Annotated in this window: 14 protein-coding genes; 4 read left to right on the forward strand and 10 right to left on the reverse strand. The window is 46.3% G+C overall.

The window, feature by feature from the left end:
* Positions 1-2 precede the first annotated feature (2 nt).
* Positions 3-176, forward strand: a complete 174-nt coding sequence (locus MKY14_RS12365) for a hypothetical protein (RefSeq protein ID WP_162636775.1) — start codon at positions 3-5, stop codon at positions 174-176.
* A gap of 1,384 nt (positions 177-1,560) precedes the next feature.
* Here the strand turns inward: MKY14_RS12365 and MKY14_RS12370 are convergent.
* Entirely contained in the window at positions 1,561-2,688 is a 1,128-nt protein-coding gene (locus MKY14_RS12370) for a tripeptidase T (RefSeq protein WP_076129490.1), read from the reverse strand.
* A 94-nt stretch (positions 2,689-2,782) separates the two neighbouring features.
* On the opposite strand from MKY14_RS12370, the gene prli42 reads away from it, so the two are divergent.
* Complete coding sequence (gene prli42 / locus MKY14_RS12375; RefSeq protein ID WP_094872112.1) at positions 2,783-2,884, forward strand: stressosome-associated protein Prli42; 102 nt, start codon at positions 2,783-2,785, stop codon at positions 2,882-2,884.
* A 70-nt stretch (positions 2,885-2,954) separates the two neighbouring features.
* Here prli42 and lipB read toward each other — a convergent pair whose 3' ends face one another.
* From lipB to lpdA, 5 genes are all read right to left on the reverse strand, one after another.
* Positions 2,955-3,674 carry a lipoyl(octanoyl) transferase LipB gene (lipB, locus tag MKY14_RS12380; RefSeq protein WP_076184128.1) on the reverse strand — a complete coding sequence of 240 codons (720 nt, stop codon included), beginning with the start codon at positions 3,672-3,674 and terminating at the stop codon, positions 2,955-2,957.
* Between the two features lie 55 nt (positions 3,675-3,729).
* Positions 3,730-5,100 carry a dihydrolipoamide acetyltransferase family protein gene (locus MKY14_RS12385; protein ID WP_340976543.1) on the reverse strand — a complete coding sequence of 457 codons (1,371 nt, stop codon included), beginning with the start codon at positions 5,098-5,100 and terminating at the stop codon, positions 3,730-3,732.
* Between the two features lie 145 nt (positions 5,101-5,245).
* Positions 5,246-6,232: an alpha-ketoacid dehydrogenase subunit beta gene (locus tag MKY14_RS12390; RefSeq protein WP_036676034.1), complete on the reverse strand. Its 987-nt coding sequence runs from the start codon at positions 6,230-6,232 to the stop codon at positions 5,246-5,248.
* Between the two features lie 3 nt (positions 6,233-6,235).
* Positions 6,236-7,267: a thiamine pyrophosphate-dependent dehydrogenase E1 component subunit alpha gene (locus tag MKY14_RS12395; protein WP_036676031.1), complete on the reverse strand. Its 1,032-nt coding sequence runs from the start codon at positions 7,265-7,267 to the stop codon at positions 6,236-6,238.
* Between the two features lie 141 nt (positions 7,268-7,408).
* Complete coding sequence (gene lpdA, locus MKY14_RS12400; protein WP_340976545.1) at positions 7,409-8,830, reverse strand: dihydrolipoyl dehydrogenase; 1,422 nt, start codon at positions 8,828-8,830, stop codon at positions 7,409-7,411.
* Positions 8,831-8,997: 167 nt separating this feature from the next.
* Between lpdA and MKY14_RS12405 the strand changes: the two genes are divergently transcribed.
* Complete coding sequence (locus tag MKY14_RS12405) at positions 8,998-9,303, forward strand: DUF2627 domain-containing protein (RefSeq protein ID WP_076184138.1); 306 nt, start codon at positions 8,998-9,000, stop codon at positions 9,301-9,303.
* Between the two features lie 242 nt (positions 9,304-9,545).
* On the opposite strand, the gene MKY14_RS12410 is transcribed toward MKY14_RS12405, so the two are convergent.
* Genes MKY14_RS12410 through MKY14_RS12420 form a run of 3 tightly spaced genes read right to left on the reverse strand, consistent with a single transcriptional unit; the run spans position 9,546 to position 13,367 of the window.
* Positions 9,546-11,405, reverse strand: a complete 1,860-nt coding sequence (locus MKY14_RS12410; protein ID WP_076129485.1) for an ABC transporter ATP-binding protein — start codon at positions 11,403-11,405, stop codon at positions 9,546-9,548.
* A complete protein-coding gene (locus MKY14_RS12415) occupies positions 11,386-13,119 on the reverse strand; it encodes an ABC transporter ATP-binding protein (protein ID WP_340976547.1) in 1,734 nt (577 codons plus the stop codon). The genes MKY14_RS12410 and MKY14_RS12415 overlap by 20 nt, the downstream gene beginning before the upstream one ends.
* Before the next feature lie 17 nt (positions 13,120-13,136).
* Positions 13,137-13,367 carry a hypothetical protein gene (locus tag MKY14_RS12420; protein WP_036676022.1) on the reverse strand — a complete coding sequence of 77 codons (231 nt, stop codon included), beginning with the start codon at positions 13,365-13,367 and terminating at the stop codon, positions 13,137-13,139.
* A 136-nt stretch (positions 13,368-13,503) separates the two neighbouring features.
* Between MKY14_RS12420 and MKY14_RS12425 the strand changes: the two genes are divergently transcribed.
* Positions 13,504-14,073: a thymidine kinase gene (locus tag MKY14_RS12425; RefSeq protein WP_036676019.1), complete on the forward strand. Its 570-nt coding sequence runs from the start codon at positions 13,504-13,506 to the stop codon at positions 14,071-14,073.
* 64 nt (positions 14,074-14,137) lie between these two features.
* On the opposite strand, the gene MKY14_RS12430 is transcribed toward MKY14_RS12425, so the two are convergent.
* Complete coding sequence (locus tag MKY14_RS12430) at positions 14,138-14,656, reverse strand: DinB family protein (RefSeq protein WP_076184145.1); 519 nt, start codon at positions 14,654-14,656, stop codon at positions 14,138-14,140.
* Positions 14,657-14,722 lie beyond the last annotated feature (66 nt).

A 14,722-nucleotide genomic window follows, 5' to 3' on the forward strand; every position in this document is an offset into this window, starting at 1 on the left:
AGATGAATGAAATCTTCAGCCGTACAAGCTCATCCGCAGTGATGATGGTAGGTAAGCCGGAGGAAATAAAGGCCATCTTGGCTGGATGGATCCAGCAGTATGGGCGCGATATGCCCTTGGCATACATTCTTTCCCTGCACGATCAATCCGCAATCCTTCCGTCCAAGGCAGGATGAATTCATCCTCTCCTTTGGGACTTAGCCATACATGTTCACACAACTATAGGGGGTGTCTCAAAAGCCATGAAATGGCTGCTGGGGCACCCCAGTCTTTTTGCGTCGCCCCGATTAGGGGGAATTGCGCTTAGGCCGCTGGTATTGGGCACAGGTTGATTGATTAAGCAACTAATGGGCTTACGATGCTGGCATGTGACACAACTTGTTGATCGCTCACCATGCTGGCGTCAGACACAACTTGTTGATCGCTCACGATGCTGATATCTAGCACAAGTTGTTTGATTAGGTTGCTATTGCGCCTACCTTTGTACGCTATCGGACTCGGTTGACCTTAAACACACCTTTTCCGCACTTTTGCTATGCTATCGGACCCCAGTGACGCTATCGGCACGAAAAACACACTATTTGCTACTCTTCTTAAGGAATAGGTGCACTAGTGTCCGAAACTCTTCTCAAATGGCGATAAATTTGCTTTTAGCGTCATCTGGGTCCTTTAGCCTCATGAGAGGGGGGATCTTGGCGCTATCGCTCTCTCACATCGGAAGTGACTCGCGCTTTCGGACTCAGTTGACCTTAAACACACCTTTTCCCCACTTTTGCTATGCTATCGGACCCCAGTGACGCTATCAGCACGAAAAACACACTATATGCTCCTCTTCTTAAGGAATAGCTGCGCTCGTGTCCGAAACTCCTCTCAAATGGCGATAATTTTGCTTTTAGCGTCATCTGGGTCCTTTCGCCTCAAGAGAGGGGGCGGACTTGGTGCTGTCGCTCTCTGCCCATTGGAAGTGACTCGCGCTTTCGGACTCAGTTGACCTTAAACACACCTTTTCCGCACTTTTGCTATGCTATCGGACCCCAGTGACGCTATCGGCACGAAAAACACACTATATGCTCCTCTTTATAAGGAATAGCTGCACGGGTGTCCGAAACTCTGCTCAAATGGCGATAATTTTGCTTATAGCGTCATCTGGGTCCTTTAGCCTCAAAAGAGGGGGCGGACTTGGCGCTATCGGACACTGCTTCCCTTAAACACACCTTTTCCCTACTTTTGCGATTCTATCGGACCCCATTGCAGCTATCGGCACGAAAAACACACTATATGCTCCTCTTCTTATGGAATAGCTGCGCTGGTGTCCGAAACTCTTCTCAAATGGCGATAATTTTGCTTTTAGCGTCATCTGGGTCTTTTAGCCTCAAGAGAGGGGTGGCATCCGGGGATTCCGAAAATCTCTACTTCGAGACTCGCCAAAAGCGGCGTTAGAGGTCGCATGACTTTTTTGGGATTACCCTAAATATAGCTGCACTAAACTCCCCATAAAAAAAATGCAGAGCAGCGATCCTCCGTTACGGTAGAATCGCTGCTCTGGTGTTTTATAAGGCGTTAGCCCTTTACGCTCTCTTTTACAATATTCACAACGAGTTCAGCCACTTTAACGATATCTTCGGCTTTAATCCGTTCCTTGGTAGTATGGATATGTTCATAACCCACTGCAAGGTTAACAGTCGGAACATCTAGACCGTTGAACACGTTAGCGTCACTACCTCCGCCAGAGTGGAACAGACGTGGAGTAAGCCCCATAGAAGTAATGGCCCGCTGTGCAAGCTGCACTACCGGATCATGTTCATTAAAGCTAAAAGCAGGGTAGATGATTTCACTGCGGAATTCGCATTCTGCGCCGTATTCCCGCACAGTTGTCTCGAGTGCTTCGCGCATCGAAGCGATTTGATCGCCAACCTTCTCCTGCACAATACTGCGTGCTTCTGCATCCAGCTGGACGTGATCGCACACTACATTCGTTGGGCCGCCGCCAGCGAACTTTCCAATATTCGCTGTGGTTTCGTTATCAATACGACCCAGCTTCATGGCTGCAATCGCTTTGCTAGCGACTTGAATTGCGCTGATGCCGTCCTCTGGGTTCACGCCAGCATGAGCCGATTTCCCAAAGATTTGCATCGTGATTTTAGCCTGTGTCGGTGCTGCCACCGCAATCGCTCCAACTTCACCATTGGAATCAAGCGCAAAGCCGAAGTCTGCATCCAAGTTGCTTGGATCCATCGAACGTGCGCCCAGCAATCCAGATTCTTCACCCGCTGTAATCACGAATTGAATCTGACCATGCGGAAGCTTTTGCTCTTGGATCACGCGAATGGCTTCGAACAATGCCGCAAGCCCTGCTTTGTCATCAGCTCCAAGAATCGTAGTGCCATCACTTGTAATCCATCCATCTGAACCAAGTGTAGGCTTGATATTTTGTCCGGGAACAACCGTATCCATATGGCAAGTGAACAGAAGCTTTGGAGCAGCTCCTCCATTCTCAGCTGGCCAGGTAATGAATAGATTACCTGCTCCATGTCCGGTTCTTTCCTGGGAATCGTCTTCGAGCACTTCTAAACCCAGTTCGTTAAACTTACTCTTAAGGACATCGGCAATCTGCCGTTCATTTCTTGTTTCGCTATCAACTTGGACAAGTTCCATAAACTCCTGAATCAATCGGTCTTGTGAAATCACTGGACTTCCCTCTCTTTCGTGAATACGGTACAATGGTTGTACGGCATTACCATCTTCATGTTAATAACTTAAACTAAATCTAAAGGAGTTACCCATGCAACGTAATAAATGGTTCAAGATCTTCATCTACGTCATGTTGTTTGCCATGATTGCCTCTACGCTCTTTATGGTTATCGAGCCGTTCCTTGCAGGTTAAACATTGCTCAGGAAGCATTAATAATAGCGGCTAGGAACTCCTTGCCGCTATTTGGCCTGCACGTTTGTTCCTAATCAACCGTTGCCATATCACAGAAAGTATCCATCAGCTCTTCATATGGAAAATGTTTCAAGAAATATGGAACCAGCTCTCTAGCCACCTCTTGAAGCTCAAATCGACGACCTGCACATTCCTCTAGAGAAGTTATCCCAAAATCGGTGATCCCGCATGGAATAATCCCTTGAAACCCGCGCGCCGCAATCCCCTCAGAAATGTTAAAAGCAAAACCATGACTGGTAATAAAACCTCTTCTAAATTTACTCTTATTAAACTTCACACCAATAGCACAGATCTTCTCATCGCCAACCCATACTCCGGTGTACTCCGGTTTACGATCTCCGGCAATACCGTAGGATGCCAAATAATCAATAATAACAGCCTCCAGACTGCGCAAGTACCCATGCAAATCCACTTTGCCATCTTCTCCGAGCTTAAGGATCGGATAACCTACAAGCTGACCGGGTCCGTGATATGTAATATCTCCTCCGCGATCGATTTCAAACAGCGCGATTCCTTTTTCTTCGAGCTGCTTTTGATCCAAGAGAAGATGTTCAGGATGATTTTGTGAACCAATAGTATAGGTAGGCGGATGCTGCAAAAGAATAAGTCTCTCCGGCTGCTCGCCAGAATCAATGGCATGCACACTTTCTTTTTGCAGCTCCCAGGCCGTCCCATACTCCATAATAGGGTCATATGAAATCTGCAGCTTACGAATATCCGAATTATTCATACCGTCAGGTCCCCTTTTTCAGTCTCATGCCTGCACAGTTTGGCTCGTTATTATTTTAGTAAAGTTTCGTATCCGGGGTATATCCTTCAATATTATCCTTGACGCGTTGCAAGAAACGACCACAAATGACTCCGTCCAGAATCCGATGATCGAGCGACAGACAAATATTAGCCATTGATCGCACACCTATCATATCGTTAATGACCACAGGTCTTTTTACAATCGATTCAAATGTTAAAATCGCTGCCTGTGGATAGTTAATGATTGGATAAGAAAGAATGGAGCCAAACGAGCCTGTATTATTTACAGTGAAAGTCCCTCCCTGCAAATCTTCCAGGCTCAGTTTGCCTTCGCGTGTTTTTTGTGCCAATTCATCAATCTCACGAGCCAACCCAGCGACATTTTTCTGATCAGCCTTCTTAATCACAGGAGTGATAACCGAATCTTCTGTACCTACCGCTAACGAGATATTGATATCACGTTTGACAATAATTTTGTCTACAGCCCAGACAGAGTTCATAATCGGGTAATCCTTAATCGCACTCACAACAGCCTTCATCATGAAAGCCAGATAGGTTAGATTGATACCTTCTTTACGCTTGAACTCATCCTTATGTTTATTGCGCAGTGCGACCAGATTAGTCACGTCTACCTCAATCATTGTCCAAGCATGCGGAATCTCAGAGACACTTTGACGCATTCTTGTAGCAATTGTATTCCGGATTGGCGTTACATCAATCAGGTATTCAGAACTGCTGCCTCTGCCACCCTCAACTTCAATTGTTGGAATACGAGGAGATTCGCTCAAGTGTAGACCCGAATGGCGAAGTGGCTCTTCTGCCTTCTTCTCTTGGGCTTGAACGAACTGTGGAGCAGGCGGTTGTGACGCCATTGGGGCAGGCTGGCTAGCAGAAATCGAAGCTGCAGATCTAGCTCCGCCGCTTTCGAGGAAAGTCAGCACATCCTTACGGGTAATCCGACCACCCATACCAGTACCAGCAACTAAAGTCAGATCGATGTTATGTTCAGCAGCCAAAGTCTGTACCGCAGGAGAATAGCGTGCACGCATCATATCGCCAGCAGTTGAAGTCGCACTTTGTCCTGCAACATTATTAGAGGAATTAGCTGCAACTGTGTTAGTGTTAGTCACGTTTACAGCAGCAGATGCAGTCACAGGCACGGCTATACGACAAATGACTTCGCCGACATTGACAACCTGGCCTTCTTCCGCCAATAGTTCACCCATAACTCCATCTATCGTTGAAGGTAATTCCGCATTTACTTTATCTGTAATAAGCTCACATATTGGTTCGTATTGTTCTACCGGATCGCCCGGTTTCTTCAGCCATTTGCCGATCGTCGCCGATACTAGCGATTCCGCCAGCTGCGGCATGATCACGTCAGTCAACTTTTGGTTGTCAGACATCTTTTCACTCCTTAAAAGTTTTACGAAGCATTGACTCTTAGAAAGACTACATAGTAAAACTTGCTTCGTAAGCATATTCTTAAAGTTTTACGAAGCTTCGTCAGCATCACCTGAGTTTTAGGAAGCTTCGCATCTACTCAACAAATTAATATTGTGCCAGCCGGAGCATTTCCGCCTTCACTTTTTCTTTACTTAGCATGAAAAACTTCTCCATTGGCGGGCTGATTGGCATCGCCGGAACATCGGGACCACAAAGACGGAAGATCGGTGCATCCAGTTCGAACAGACAATGCTCAGCAATAATAGCCGCCACTTCGCCGCCAATACCGCCTGTTTTATTATCTTCATGCACAATCAATACCTTACCGGTCTGACGGGCAGCAGCAATAATCGCATCACGATCCAGCGGTTGCAAGGTACGCAGATCAAGAATATGTGCTGTAATTCCTTCCTCGCGTTCCAATTCTTCCGCAGCCTGCATAGCAAAATGCAGCGGGAGACTGTAGCCAATCACCGTAATATCCGTTCCCTCACGCAACAGATTAGCTTCGCCAATTGGAACGGTGTAATCCCCTTCCGGCACTTCTTCCTTGATCAGCTTGTAACACTTTTTGTTCTCAAAGAAAAGAACCGGATCAGGATCCCGAACAGCTGCTTTCAACAATCCTTTAGCATCATAAGCGGAGTAAGGCGCTACAATCTTCAATCCAGGTGTACCAAAGAAAATCGATTCTGGACACTGTGAATGATACAAACCGCCGAACACCCCGCCGCCAATAGGAGCACGAATGACAACCGGGCAACTCCAATCGTTATTTGAACGATAGCGGATTTTAGCCGCTTCACTGATAATTTGATTCGTCGCCGGAAGCATAAAGTCGGAGTATTGCATTTCAGCTATTGGTTTCATTCCGTACATAGCTGCTCCGATGGCTACACCAGCAATCGCTGATTCAGCGAGGGGTGTATCCATAACCCGCTCTTCGCCAAACTGTTCCTGTAGACCTTTAGTTGTGGTAAATACGCCGCCTTTGAGACCAACGTCCTCACCAAGCACGAACACGGAATCATCGCGCTCCATTTCTTCCTTCATCGCGAGCCTGATGGCATCGATATATTCCATTATAGCCATGGTTTATGCCCCTCCTTTGAGGTCGGAATCACTGTATACATGCAGCAGTGTGTCTTCCGGTTTCGGGAACGGAGCATTATCGGCATACTCGATAGCCGCTTTAAGCTCAAGATTGCATTCAGCAGCAAGATCTTGTTCTTGCTCGTCACTCCACAATCCCAGACCGATCAAGTAATTACGGAATCCTGCTACGCCGTCCTTCTTCCAGTTCTCATCAACCTCTTCTTTGGTCCGGTAAGCCAGATCATTATCTGAGGTGGAGTGTGGAGACAAACGGTACATCATCGCTTCAATCAGCGTAGGACCTTCACCCGCGAGGGCTCTTTCCCGCGCTTCCTTAACGACACGATAAACCTCAAGCGGATCGTTTCCGTCTACACGCACACCAGGAAATCCATAACCCAGTGCACGGTCGCTAACCTTGCCGCCTAACTGTTTATGAACAGGAACAGAGATTGCGTACTGATTGTTCTGGCACATGATAATAACCGGCAGCTTATTCACTCCGGCAAAGTTACAAGCTTCATGAAAATCCCCCTGATTGCTGGAACCTTCACCGAAGGTTACAAAGGAGACGAATTTCTTCTTCTGCATTTTGGCCGCCAGAGCAAAGCCAACCGCATGAGGGACCTGAGTGGTTACAGGGCTTGACCCTGTCACAATACGCAGACGTTTGCTGCCAAAGTGACCCGGCATTTGCCGCCCACCACTGTTTGGATCTTCTGCCTTAGCGAATACGGACAACATAAGTTCGCGTGTAGTCATACCCACTGAGAGCACGAAAGCATAATCGCGGTAATAAGGTAAAAAATAATCATTTTGCCGGTCCAGCGCGAACGCCGCCGCCACCTGACCCGCCTCCTGGCCTATACCGGAGACATGAAAGTTGATCTTGCCAGCGCGCTGAAGCAGCAGACTGCGCTCATCGTATTTACGAGCGAGCGACATATATCTGTACATATCGATGACCTGGCCGTCACTAAGTCCAAGCTGCTTATGTCTGTTAATCGTTTCTACAGTACCTTGGGATTCCATAAAGAGATACCTCCTTATTCATAAAGCCTGAAGTCTTACAGGAATTAAGACCAATTGTGCCCTGATCTTAAAACCTGGTACTAAGACTTGACTTGAGTATATTATAATCCCTTTCTACCCAAAAAGAAAAGCTAAGAAAAACTAAAATCCAATAGATCTTCCATCCACAGCTAACATTGCTTCTCCGATAATCTCCGAAAGGGTAGGGTGAGCATGTATAGCTTCGCCAATCTCCCAAGGTGTTGCATCCAGAAGCTGTGCCAAGGCCGCTTCTCCAATTAGATCCGTCACATGAGGACCAATCATCTGCACACCAAGAATATCTCCACTGCTACGATCGGCTACAACTTTGACAAATCCATCCTTCTGGCCATATACAATTGCCTTACCAATGGCCGAGAATGGGAACTTCCCAATCACTACATCATGTCCAAGCTGTTTAGCTTCCTTCTCGGTGTAACCCACACTTGCTACCTCAGGCCGAGTATAGACACAGCGTGGTACTAAATGTGTATGATAAGGATGTAGCTTCTCACCAGATAGATGATTAACCGCCATTATCCCTTCATGACTGGCTGCATGAGCCAATTGAAGCCCACCGATGCAGTCGCCAATGGCATAAATATGCGGCTCTGCCGTCTGCATACTAGCGTTTACAGCAATAATCCCTTTGTCAAAGCGAATGTCTGTGTTTTCCAGTCCAATATTCTCGATGTTGGCCACTCTGCCTACGGATACAAGCAATTTTTCTGCCGTTAGGCTTTGACTTTGCTCTCCCTTACGGGCTTCGATCGAAATTCCATCCTCCGTTACCTGGCAGGTTGCAGCATCCACTGTAGTTTCAGTCAGTACCTTAACCCCACGCTTTTTCAACAAACGTTGCAGTTCCTTAGCTATCTCTTCATCCTCTTGAGGCAGTAACTGACCTGCCGCTTCAACCACAGTCACCTGCACTCCAAAATCAGCCAGCATTGAAGCCCATTCGACCCCAATTACACCGCCGCCCACAATAATGATAGAGGATGGGAGCTCTTCGAGTGTGAGAGCTTCATCACTGCTAAGAATCACTTTCCCGTCTGGTTCGAGACCAGGCAATACTCGGGGGCGTGAGCCCGTAGCGATAATAAGATGGCTAGAAACTACTGTTTCCATCTCCCCATCTTCCAGTTCCACAGCTACAGCACCGCTGCGCGGAGAAAAAATAGAAGGACCCGTTACGCGCCCTTTACCTTTGACAACTTGTATTTTATTTTTGCGCATCAAATATTGTACGCCTTGATGAAGTTGCTCAACTACAGCTTCTTTGCGTTTCTGTACCTTTGGGAATACCAGCTGTACACCGCTTGTCTCAATGCCATAGCTCTCGCTCTCATTGATTTCAGCATATACCTCTGCACTACGGAGCAGCGATTTACTAGGAATGCAGCCCCGATGCAGACAGGTTCCTCCCAGTTTGTCCATTTCGATGACGACAACGGACTTTCCAAGCTGTGCAGCGCGAATAGCCGCCACATACCCTCCAGTACCTCCGCCAAGTATGGCCACGTCACATGAAATTGTCATGATATGTATCCTCCAGTCATTACACGTAAGTTCATTTTACTTAGTATATTGTACTCTCTTTTTGCTCTATTACAAAACTTATAAACGTCATATGCAAATGGACTTTTTCTTGCTAAAGCGTTATCATATGGGTGAATCTAAAGGGCTAAGAGGGGTAGGAGACACTTATGAAACTGTTAATTTCACGCTTCATTGCCATCCTTATTCTTGTGTTTCCGGGCTTAATAGCAATGAAGGGCTTCCTCATGATGAAGGATGATATTTTTGATTACATATCCATGCATGGTGATGATTCTGTTGTGCCCCACTTTGCTTGGCTGCATTTCGGTGGTGGATTGCTGCTCTTCGCAGCTGGCATGACTTTCCTTGGTGGCTGGATTCTGGCTAGGGACCGTAAGAAGAATTACGTAGGTCCAAGGTTCAAGGAGAAGCAAAAGGTGAAACAAGCCGGAACGCAGGAAACGATCTCTTAAGAGGCTATGCTAAACTTAGGATCAGCTTTTTCATCTCATCATTTATTCACCTGATCATCTGAATCTCGAATCGCACACAATCAAGCCTTATTACCCTGCTGATTGTAATTTGTACAATAGATTTCCCCACATTCAAACCCTCCCAGCTCACCCGATCTGGTGCTCGTTATCTATCATAAATAACATAAAGGCGAGAACTTCATGGACGCAATCTGCGCTCCCTGAAAATTCCCGCCTTTTTCTTAAATACCCGCCTTATCAAGCGCCTCTTTCCGCCGCCCCTGTACCAACTCGCTGTACAGTCCGCCTTGCTTCAGCAGCTCTTCATGAGAGCCTTGCTGCAATAATCTGCCGCCCTGAAGCACAAGAATTCGATCAGCTGCACGTATCGTGCCAAGTCTATGAGCAATGACGAAGCTCGTTCGCCCTTTCATCAGCGCCTGCAGCCCTTCCTGAATCTTGATCTCGGTCACTGTATCAATACTGCTGGTTGCTTCATCAAGCACAAGCATAGAGGGGTTAGCAAGAATCGCTCTCGCAATGGAGAGCAGTTGCTTCTGCCCTTGGCTTATACCGCTGCCATCCGCCGAGAGCATCCGTTCATAACCTTCGGGCATTCGCATAATAAAAGAATGGGCATTGGCCAGCTTAGCCGCCTCTTCAACCTCTTCATCGGACGCATCCAGCCTCCCGTATCGGATGTTATCGCGGATACTCCCTTTGAACAAAAAGGAATCCTGCAATACAAAGGCCATATGACTTCTCAAGCTTTCCCGCCGAATCGAAGTGATATCTAAGCCATCCAGCGTGATTTTCCCCTGATTGGGATCATAGAAACGGGATAACAGCCCAATTAGCGTTGTTTTGCCTGCACCGGTAGGTCCAACTAAAGCGATCATCTCGCCAGGCTTCGCTTCAAAGCTGATATCCTGCAGCGTGTTAGAACCTCCATCATAAGAAAAAGCTACATTTTCAAACTTCACCGCACCCTGTACAGTTTCAAGTGATTTGGCTGCACCTTCATCTTTAGCCTCGGTCTCTTCGTCCAGCACTTCAAACACCCGCTCGGCCCCTGCCACCGCTGAGAGCAAGGTATTCCACTGATTCGCTAAATCATTAAGCGGACGAGTAAACTGGCGGGTATATTCCACGAATACGATGATCACACCCACTGTAATCGACCCACGGATCGCAAGCAGACCACCAATTCCTGCAACAATGGCGAAGCTAAGATTATTAAGACCATTCATAAGCTTCGGGATGAAACCAGAAATGGACTGCGCCCAGTAACCTGACAGCATAATTCGCTTGTTGCGTTCATGAAAACCAGAGATGACGCGTTCCTCTTGTGAAAAAGCCTTGATAATCCGTTGTCCGGATAAGGTCTCCTCAATATAACCGTTAAGTTCCCCTACATTACGCTGGCGTTCTTTAAATAATGGGCCTGTACGGCGTGTAATCCAGCGCATGCCTAACAACATCAAAGGCACTACGAGGAATGTGAGCAGCGTCAACAAGGGACTAAGCCACAGCATAACCCCTACGGTTCCTAGCAAGGTTAAGACACTTGAAAATATCTGAATAGCCGAGCTATTCAACGTAGAGCTGACGTTCTCGATATCATTGGTAAGACGGCTCATAATTTCCCCCTGCTGTCTCCGATTAAAAAAGGAAATAGGCAGACGGTGTAAATGGGAGAATAGCTCCGTACGCATCCGTAATACAGTTTCTTGAGCAATTTCGATCATCCATATGTTTTGCAGCCAAGAAGTCAGAGAATAAAAAATGTACACACAAGCAAGGCTTGTCAGAAAAACAACCCATGATCGCCCGCCGGTACCTTCCAGATAATTATCCACCGCTCTGCCAATCATGTATGGCCCCAGCAGCGCTAGCGCTGAGCTGAAGACAACCATGATCAGTACAAGAATAAGCTTGGCTTTACGCTCAGCTAGATAACTCCAGATCCGGATCAGCGTCCCTGACCAATCCTTCGCCTTTGCTTTGGGTTTGCCGCCAGATGCTGTCCCTAGACTTCGTCCCACGCCAAGTTCAAAATTCGGTTTAGGATGACGAAAAGGTTCAATTAATGCTTTGAACATGCTGCTTCGCCTCCTCTACCTGTGATTCATAAATCTTGCGGTACAGCTCGGAGCTTGCCATAAGCTCCTTATGCGAGCCTTTGCCAATTAATCGTCCCTCATCCAGCAACAGGATCAAATCGGCTGATGCCGTTGAACTGATTTTCTGAGTAATCAAAAAGGTTGTACAGGAGATATCCTTTAGCGCCTCCAGCAAAAGCCCTTCCGTAACCGCATCAAGGGCACTGGTGCTGTCATCAAGGATCAACATAGCCGGTTTTCTAACAAGTGCACGGGCAATCGTTAACCGCTGCTTTTGTCCGCCGGAGAGATTAACCCCTCGTTGACCAAGCATCGTGTCATAACCATCTGGCAACCCTTTTACCGTCTCGTCAATTTGTGCACCTCCCGCTGCTTGTTGGATTTGTTCCAGTGTGGCGTGTTCATTGCCCCATGCAATATTATCGCGAATTGATCCGCTGAAAAGCTGCAATTCCTGAGGCACATAACCTATCGATCTCCGCAGTCTGGAAATATCGATATCGGCACTTTTTTCACCGTCAATCCAAATGATGCCCTCTGTCTCTTCATACAAGCGCGGAATCAGACTCACGAGTGAGGATTTTCCTGATCCGGTCGCCCCCATAATCGCTACTCGCTCACCAGCAGCTACTTCAAAATGAATGTCCTCCAGGACAGTGATATCACTATTAGGATACTTAAAGCAAACGCCTTCAAATTTAACGTGGCCCTGAATTGGCTCACCTTGCAAAGTCCCGCCTTCACGAACTCCAGCTCCCGCTTCCATAACTTCTGAAACACGTTGAGAGGAGGCACGAGCGCGGGAAAATGTTACAACAAGACCAGAGATAGCTGATAACGCCCCAATTGTTCGCAAGGAGTAATTAATAACAGCAACAGTCTGACCCAAAGTAGCCTCCCCATTGGAAATGGCTATCCGTCCAAACCATAAAATCGCCAAAATCGCCGCATTCACAATAAGCATAACAAAAGGCATCGTCGTCTCAGTCAAACGCAAGGCAGACACCGTTGATCTCATCAAATTCCCGCTAAATACCGTGAAACGTTCAATCTCATACCCCATACGCACAAATACACGGATCAAGCGAATACCCGTAAGATTCTCCTGAATCACGCCATTAACTCCGTCTAAACGCTGCTGGACCGTACGAAATAACAAGGAAGCTTTTCTCATAATCCAGTAGAGGAAAAAAATCAACAAAGGTAACGCCACCGTCAGCAGTAATCCCAGCTTCACATGAACAACTAACGCCATAATCACACTGCCTACCACAACAAGTGGCACCCGTGTCATAAAGCGCAAGCTCATAAAAATAGTATCCTGCAGCTGTGATACATCGCCAGTCAGACGGGTAATCAGTGACGAAGTAGCAAAACGATTAAATACTTCATACGTAAAAGACTGTACCTTTTCGTACAATTTGTCCCTAAGATCGAACGCAAAGCTCTGACTTGCATGGGCAGCAAAAAAAGAACTGAGTACCCCGGCTGTAAACGCAACTACCGCGCTGCCGATCAATACACTGCCCCACAGCCATACTACAGAGGTATCTTTTTCTCGGATCCCCAAGTCAATGATTTTGGAAATGATCAAAGGCTGTGATAATTCTACCGTCAATTCAATGAGCATCATTACAAGGGCAGCTATTGCAGCTACCTTATATTTTTTGAGAAAAGAGAAAATCAAAGCCATTCGCATACCCTCTTTTTCTATTCGTACAGTGCATCCCTTAACCGAGTTGACATCGTGGAAGCCTGTCCAGTTTTCAGTATTGCTCGACGCAGTGCTTTATTACTCCGATTCAATTCCACCAAATCCGCCATCATTTCTTCCAGCAAGCTTTCAGTGTCACTGGATAAATCTCCATTCTGCTGCAAAAGAGCTAACCGTTCCTTATATTCGTCTAATCTTTCAGTCACACTTATTACTTCCTTTCCCATCTCTTATTACCTCTTATCATACCACATCCAATCAATCGCAATGTTTTCACTGGATACATCTGATCCGAATATGATACTCTAATATGGTCGCATTTTTAAGATATAATCAATGTTTTTTACGAAAGGATAGATGGAAGTGGCACAATTGTTTTTCAAATACGGAGCAATGAACAGTGGTAAATCTATTGAGATACTCAAGGTTGCACATAATTATGAAGAGCAGGGGAAATCGGTGCTCATTTTCACTCCATCCATAGACGACCGGGACGAGGTTGGTTTTATTTCTTCTCGTATTGGGCTTCGGAAACAAGCAATCCCCATCGATGAGAACACAGATATTTATAATATCGTCAGCAGTAACCAACCTAAACCACACTGTGTACTTATTGATGAATGTCAATTTCTAAGCAAGGAATGTATTCTCCAGCTAGTGCGTATCGTTGATGAGCTGGGCATTCCGGTAATGGCCTTCGGACTTAAAAATGATTTTCAGAATCAGTTATTTGAAGGCAGCAAATATATGCTGATCTACGCTGATAAAATTGAGGAAATGAAGACGATCTGCTGGTTCTGCGAGCGCAAAGCTACTATGGCTCTACGAGTAGAAAACGGCAAGCCCGTATATAGCGGCAAGCAAATCCAGATTGGTGGCAATGAAGCTTACTATCCGGTATGCCGCAAATGTCACAAGAATCCACCGCTATAGCCGTGTATAAAAAGCATCCCAAAGCCATAAAGGCTATTGGAATGCTTTTTTGATTAAGAAGATATTACCCTAAATATCTTTCTTTAAGAATATTCAAATGATGATGGTCATGTCCAATCATAATGCAGGCCTGAGCTCTCGCAGAAAGAGTAGCCTCGTTAACTATTCCCTTCCGGATCCATGCTTCCTCCGGCAGAGTTTCCATTAGGAGTAATGTCGATTCTCGAACAAGCTTGTAGTGGGCCAGCAATGCTTTTAAAGTGTGCGCTTCGAAATTGGCGGTAAGTACATAGTCTTTCTCTTCAAAACCCGGTAGTGGAGTCGTATCCCCTCTGGCGATGCACAATAAACGGTAGGACATGATTCTTCCGGTATCAGCCAGATGTCCGACCATTTCCTTGATACTCCATTTCTCCGGAGCGTAACGATAGTCCCCTTGTTCTTCCGTAAGATTCGAAATAAAAGTGCAAATCTCATCCGTCTGCTCTCTAAAAATAGTAATCATGTCTCCTTCAGCTGGCACTAAATCGACATATTTTGATAATTCTTTGAGATACTCACTGCTTTCTGGACGTCGATCCATGTCTAAACCCCTCTCATTTTGAATTTTTTTGAAAAAATAGGAGGAAAATTATACTGTAGTTGTTGT

This window comes from Paenibacillus sp. FSL R5-0887 (genome assembly GCF_038002305.1).
Taxonomy (GTDB): domain Bacteria; phylum Bacillota; class Bacilli; order Paenibacillales; family Paenibacillaceae; genus Paenibacillus_AQ; species Paenibacillus_AQ odorifer.

Excerpts from the sequence above, each read along its gene's own strand:
- MKY14_RS12430 (WP_076184145.1), bottom strand. The coding sequence starts at position 14,656 with ATGGATCGACGTCCAGAAAGCAGTGAGTATCTCAAAGAATTATCAAAA.
- MKY14_RS12420 (WP_036676022.1), bottom strand. The coding sequence starts at position 13,367 with ATGGGAAAGGAAGTAATAAGTGTGACTGAAAGATTAGACGAATATAAG.
- MKY14_RS12390 (WP_036676034.1), bottom strand. The coding sequence starts at position 6,232 with ATGGCTATAATGGAATATATCGATGCCATCAGGCTCGCGATGAAGGAA.
- MKY14_RS12410 (WP_076129485.1), bottom strand. The coding sequence starts at position 11,405 with ATGTTCAAAGCATTAATTGAACCTTTTCGTCATCCTAAACCGAATTTT.
- MKY14_RS12395 (WP_036676031.1), bottom strand. The coding sequence starts at position 7,267 with ATGGAATCCCAAGGTACTGTAGAAACGATTAACAGACATAAGCAGCTT.
- lipB (WP_076184128.1), bottom strand. The coding sequence starts at position 3,674 with ATGAATAATTCGGATATTCGTAAGCTGCAGATTTCATATGACCCTATT.
- MKY14_RS12385 (WP_340976543.1), bottom strand. The coding sequence starts at position 5,100 with ATGTCTGACAACCAAAAGTTGACTGACGTGATCATGCCGCAGCTGGCG.
- lpdA (WP_340976545.1), bottom strand. The coding sequence starts at position 8,830 with ATGACAATTTCATGTGACGTGGCCATACTTGGCGGAGGTACTGGAGGG.
- MKY14_RS12405 (WP_076184138.1), top strand. The coding sequence starts at position 8,998 with ATGAAACTGTTAATTTCACGCTTCATTGCCATCCTTATTCTTGTGTTT.
- prli42 (WP_094872112.1), top strand. The coding sequence starts at position 2,783 with ATGCAACGTAATAAATGGTTCAAGATCTTCATCTACGTCATGTTGTTT.
- MKY14_RS12365 (WP_162636775.1), top strand. The coding sequence starts at position 3 with ATGAATGAAATCTTCAGCCGTACAAGCTCATCCGCAGTGATGATGGTA.
- MKY14_RS12415 (WP_340976547.1), bottom strand. The coding sequence starts at position 13,119 with ATGGCTTTGATTTTCTCTTTTCTCAAAAAATATAAGGTAGCTGCAATA.